General features: G+C 74.1%; 5 protein-coding genes and 1 pseudogene. 5 read left to right on the top strand and 1 reads right to left on the bottom strand.

Features of this window, described 5'->3' with window-relative positions:
* Both B7X32_RS18195 and B7X32_RS18190 read left to right on the top strand, forming a co-directional pair.
* A pseudogene (locus tag B7X32_RS18195) lies at positions 1 to 1,032 on the top strand (phospho-sugar mutase); the annotation flags it as partial.
* A gap of 97 nt (positions 1,033 to 1,129) precedes the next feature.
* Positions 1,130 to 1,384: an HPr family phosphocarrier protein gene (locus B7X32_RS18190; RefSeq protein WP_292722878.1), complete on the top strand. Its 255-nt coding sequence runs from the start codon at positions 1,130 to 1,132 to the stop codon at positions 1,382 to 1,384.
* A 42-nt stretch (positions 1,385 to 1,426) separates the two neighbouring features.
* On the opposite strand, the gene B7X32_RS18185 is transcribed toward B7X32_RS18190, so the two are convergent.
* Positions 1,427 to 3,358, bottom strand: coding sequence for a PRD domain-containing protein (locus B7X32_RS18185; protein ID WP_292722877.1), 1,932 nt, complete (start codon positions 3,356 to 3,358; stop codon positions 1,427 to 1,429).
* Positions 3,359 to 3,464: 106 nt separating this feature from the next.
* Between B7X32_RS18185 and B7X32_RS18180 the strand changes: the two genes are divergently transcribed.
* From B7X32_RS18180 to B7X32_RS18170, 3 genes are all read left to right on the top strand, one after another.
* Positions 3,465 to 3,827 (top strand): hypothetical protein, encoded by a 363-nt coding sequence (locus B7X32_RS18180; protein ID WP_292722875.1) that lies wholly within the window; start codon positions 3,465 to 3,467, stop codon positions 3,825 to 3,827.
* A complete protein-coding gene (locus B7X32_RS18175) occupies positions 3,824 to 4,105 on the top strand; it encodes an HPr family phosphocarrier protein (protein ID WP_292722872.1) in 282 nt (93 codons plus the stop codon). The genes B7X32_RS18180 and B7X32_RS18175 overlap by 4 nt, the downstream gene beginning before the upstream one ends.
* Positions 4,105 to 5,155: putative PEP-binding protein (locus B7X32_RS18170; protein ID WP_292722869.1), on the top strand; the 1,051-nt coding region annotated here is incomplete at its 3' end. The genes B7X32_RS18175 and B7X32_RS18170, both read left to right, overlap by 1 nt.

The following is a 5,155-nucleotide window of genomic DNA, read 5'->3' as shown; positions in this document are numbered from 1 at the left end:
GTCGCCGCGACCGCCGCCGTGGCTCCGGCCCCGGTCGGCACCGCGGGGCTGCGCTGGGTCTACACCGCCATGCACGGGGTGGGCTGGGAGACGTTCTCGCGCATCATCGGCGAGGCCGGTTACCCCGCGCCGTGGACCGTGAGCGAGCAGCGCGACCCTGATCCCGCCTTCCGCACCGTGTCCTTCCCCAATCCGGAGGAGCCCGGCGCCATGGACCTCGCGTTCGCGAAGGCGCGCACCCTGGGTGCGGAGCTCGTGATCGCGAACGACCCCGATGCGGACCGCCTCGCGGTCGGCATCCCCGACGAGACCGCCGAGGGCGGCTGGCGCCGTCTCACCGGCAACGAGGTCGGCCTGCTGCTCGGCTGGCGCGCCGCACGCGCGGCGACCGCGGACGGTCCCGCTGCTCCCGGGACGTCGCTCGCCTGCTCGCTCGTGTCCTCCCCCGCGCTCGGCGCCGTCGCCGCGCGATACGGACTGGACTTCCACGAGACCCTCACGGGCTTCAAGTGGATCTCCCGCGCTCCCGGCATCGCGTTCGGCTACGAGGAGGCCCTCGGCTACCTCGTGAACCCGGAGACGGTGCGCGACAAGGACGGCATCTCGGCGGCGGTCGCCCTGCTCGGGCTCGCCGCGGAGGCGCGCGGACGCGACGCGACGCTCGCGGACCTGCTCGAGGAGGTCGCCGCCGAGGTGGGTCACTTCGCGAGCGGTCAGGTCTCGATCCGTGTGGAGGACGTCGCCGTGATCGGCCGGATCATGGCGGCACTGCGCCAGGATCCCCCCGCGGCCTTCGGCGAGACCGCGATCTCGTCGGCCGAGGATCTCCTCACGGCCACCGAGGGCGCACCCGCCGGCGACGTGCTGCGCTACCGTCTCGCCGACGGCTCCCGGGTGATCGTGCGGCCGAGCGGTACGGAGCCCAAGCTCAAGGTGTACATCGACGCGCACGCGGACTCCGGCGAGGCGGCCCGCACCGCCGTCGCCGCGCTGGACGCCGCGATCCGCGAGCTGCTGGCCCGGCTGAGCTGACGATGCGCGCTCGCATCCCCGCGGACCGGGGCGTGACCTCCCGTCCGTCCCGCACCCGTGCCGCGGGGACCGGAGCGGCGGCGAAGGAGTCCGCCGCATGACCTCCCGGACCGTCGTCATCCGGGCCGAGGGCGGGGCTCATGCGCGCCCCGTCGCGGAGCTCGTGCGACTGGCGATGGCGCACCCGGAGCCGGTCGGGCTGACGACCGCGGAGGGGCGCCGCGTCGATCTGGGCAGCGTGCTCGCGGTGATGGATCTGGCGCTCGTGCCCGGAGACGCCGTCGTGCTGACCGCCGAGGGGCCGGGGGCCGACGACCTGCTGGACGCGCTGGCGAAGGTGCTGGACGGCTGACGGGCCGGCTGGGACCCCAGCTCGCCACGGCGGAGCCAGGCGTCAGCCGTCGATCACTGCGACGAGCTCGTCCAGGAAGCCCGCGAAGGTTGCTCCTCGGCGCACGATCCGCTGCACGCTGTCGCCCTCGCCGAACACCTCGACGAGCTGCTCGAACACCGTCTGGAAGGCGTCCCTGTCCTGCTCGCTGAACGCGGCGAGCGCGACGACCTGCACCCGCCCCGTCCCCCACGCCACCGACCCCGCCGCGACCCCGACGGCGATCGCAGTGCGTCGCGCGGTCATCTGCAGGGCGTGCGGCACCGCCAGGGCGTCGCTGAACGCGGTCGAGGACAGCCGCTCACGGTGGATCGTGTTCTCGATGTAGTCCTCGCCGATCAGCCCTGCATCGACGAGGCGCCCGCCGAGCAGCCGGATGATCCCCTCCTCGCCGACATCGGGCAGCGGATGCACGTACGCGTCGGCGGAGAGGTAGCGGGACAGCTCCTCGCGCAGCCGGGTCAGCCGGCGGGCGCGCCGGAGCCGGGCCGCGGCCTGCTGCACGCGCTCGACGTCCGCCTCGGTGAGGAAGGGCTGGATGAGCACGACCCGCTCGGCGGCGACCGGCAGCGGCACCGTGCTCAGCACGAGATCCGTGTCGATCTCGGACGCGAGCGGATCCATCGCCGTGATGACCCGCACGACCTCGATGCCCTGGCCGAGCGAGCGGTCCACCCGCGAGCGCAGCACCTCGTGCAGTTCGTAGTACCCGGGGCAGACGATCGTCGCGGTGAGCAGGGACGCGGCCCGACGGCTGCGCTCGAGACGGCCGCCGATGTGCATCGCCACGTACGCGATCTCATCGTCGTCGACCCGCAGTCCGAGCCGTTCCTGCAGCCCGCCGACCACGGAGACGGCGACCTCGAAGATCATCGGATACGCCGATTTCAGCGACCGGGTCAGCGGGTTCCTGGCGCGCGACTGCTCCTGCGCGCGGCGGAGCAGGTTCTGCACGTGCAGGGCGAGGCGGAGCACGAAGGCGTCGTCCACGAGGTCGACCTGGTAGTCCGCGGAGGCCTGCACGACCTCGGCGCGCACCGCGGCCTCGACGACGGGGTCGAGACCCGCGCGGGCGAGCGTGGCGGCGTCCGTGCCGCCGGGCGTCACGATCCGCGTCAGCACGAGACGGGCGAGGTGCGCGAGGTCGCCGGCGCCGAGCTCGACGCCGAGCCGTTCGCGGGAGAGCCGGCCGATCACCTCGGCCACGGCATCGCCCGCCGTCTCTGCGGCCTCGCCGCTGTCCAGCTCGCGTCCCGCCGCCACACGGTCCGCCGCGATCGCGATGTGCAGCAGCACGTCGGCGATCGCGAGTTCGTTGACGTAGTAGCCGAGACCGCTCAGCTCGGCGACGAGCGCGGCCCGGAACGGCGCGACGGCCTCCGCCGGTATCGATCCGCCGCCGAGCGCGAGGCGGAACGGATCCAGCGGGAAGTCGGCCGCGTCCATCTCGTCGTGAGCGAGCCTGGAGAGCAGCCGGCGCTGGTCGCGCTCCGCGCCGCGCAGCCGCACGACGTCCCTGTCGCGCTCCAGCACGAGCCTGCTGCCCGATGACGCGCCGTCCAGGAGCGAGCGCACCTTCGCGAGGTCGGCCTCCAGGGTCGCCTCGCTGACGTGCAGGCGTTCGGCGGTCTCGAAGACGTCGATGCCGTTCGGGTCGTCCAGCAGCGAGCGGACCAGCCCGTGCAGCCGGGCGCGCGGGGTGGAATCGGCGCCGGCGCGGGCGGCGAGCGCGGCGCGGGCCGAGACGCCGGCCCGGTAGCCGGCGGCGCCGGAGACGACCGCGTCGCCGCCAGGGACCCGGGCGTTCAGGGCGGTCACGTAGGCGCGGACGCTGCGCGGGGTGACGCCGAGCAGATCCGCCAGACGCGGCCCCGTGATCCATGTGTCCTCACGCAGCAGCGCGCTCAGCAGCCGGTCCTGCCGTCGACTCGACACCCGTTGTCCCTTCGCCGTACCGTGCGCCGCACGCTCATCTCATGATGTCAGGATCCGCGCCGCGAAGGGGCCGAACGGGTGTTCCGCCCCGGCGGAAGGGATCCTGGTGGCCGTCCGTCACGCCCCCGCCGAACAATGGCGGGGAAGGGATGAATCGATGAAGATCCAGGTGATCTGCGGCGCCGGTGCCTCCAGCACCTTCGTCGCGGGGCGGCTGCGCCGGGCCGCGCAGGCCGCAGGCTCCGATTGGGAGGTCGTGGCCGCGCCGCTGGGCGGCATCGACCCCTTCGCCGATGTCCTCCTGCTGGGGCCGCACATCGCCGACCGGCGCGAGGAGATCGCCCGCGAGGCGCCTCGTTCGCGGGTCGTCGTGCTTCCGGAGGACGCCTTCACCGACCTCGACGGGACACGCGTCCATGCCATCGTGCGCACCGCCGTCGACGACACCGCACCGAAAGGAACGCCATGACCGCGCTCACCCGCACCGTCCGCATCGGCTCCTCGCACGGGCTGCACGCCCGCCCCGCGAAGATCTTCGCGCAGGCCGCGAAGGAGACCGGCATTCCGGTGACGATCGCGAAGGACGCCGGCAAGGCGGTCAACGCCGCCAGCATCCTCGGCGTCATCGCGCTCGGTCTCGAGCAGGGCGATTACGTCACCCTCTCCGCCGACGGCGAGGGCGCCGAGGCGGCCCTGGACCGGCTCGCCGAGCTGCTCGTCACGGATCACGACGAGGGCGCGGCCTGATGGCCGCCCTCCGCGGAGTCGGGATCGGGCAGGGCGTCGCGACGGGCCCCGTCCGTCGGATGGCCGAGGCCCTCCCCGCTCCGGAGAACACGCCGAGCAGTGCCGGCGCCGACGCCGAACGCGCCAGGGTCGCGGAGGCGATCTCGTTCGTCGCCGGCGATCTGACCCGGCGCGCCGAAGCCGTCGAAGGCACCGCGAGCGAGGTCCTCGAGGCGCAGGCCATGATCGTCGAGGATCCGACGCTCGCCGACGAGGTCGAGGAGCGGATCGCTGCCGGCGCCACCGCCGAATGGGCGGTGCACGATGCGTTCGCGGGCTTCCGGGCCTCGCTCGAAGCGGTGGGCGGTTACCTCGGCGAGCGCGCCGCCGATCTCGACGACATCGCCCAGCGCGTGCTGGCGCGCCTGCGCGGGGTCGCCGCCCCCGGCGTCCCGGACCCCGGCCACCCCTTCGTGCTCGTGGCGCGCGACCTCGCCCCCGCCGATACCGCGCTGCTCGACCTCGACCAGGTGCTCGCGCTCGTCACGACGGACGGCGGCCCGACCTCGCACACCGCGATCCTGGCCCGCGAGAAGGGCATCGTCGCCGTCGTCGGCGCGGTCGACGCGGTCTCCCTCACCGACGACGAGACGGTGATCGTGGACGCCGCCGCGGGGACGGTCACCACGGGTCCGAGCGCCGAGGAGCTCGCCCGCGCCGCCGAGCGCGCCGCCGAACGGCAGGCCGCCGACGCCGCACCGGCCTCGCCCGGCGCGCTCGCCGACGGCACCCCGATCGCGCTGCTCGCCAACCTCGGAAAGCCCGGCGACGCCGTGGACGCGGCGGCCAGGGGCGCAGAGGGCGTCGGTCTGTTCCGCACCGAGTTCCTGTTCCTCTCCGCGACCCACGCACCCACCGTGTCGGTGCAGCGCGAGGCGTACCGCGAGCTGCTCGCCGCCTTCCCGGGTCGCAAGGTCGTCGTGCGCGTGCTCGATGCGGGCGCGGACAAGCCGCTCCCCTTCCTCAACGACGCGCATGAGGAGAACCCGGCGCTCGGCCTCAGAGGGCTGC

The organism is Microbacterium sp. 13-71-7, from assembly GCF_002257455.1.
Classification (GTDB): domain Bacteria; phylum Actinomycetota; class Actinomycetes; order Actinomycetales; family Microbacteriaceae; genus Microbacterium.
Note: the sequence above shows the minus strand (reverse complement) of the source record. Positions and strands in the feature narration are given on the sequence as shown.

Coding starts and splice junctions, on each gene's coding strand:
- B7X32_RS18190 (WP_292722878.1), top strand. CDS start 1,130: ATGACCTCCCGGACCGTCGTCATCCGGGCCGAGGGCGGGGCTCATGCG.
- B7X32_RS18175 (WP_292722872.1), top strand. CDS start 3,824: ATGACCGCGCTCACCCGCACCGTCCGCATCGGCTCCTCGCACGGGCTG.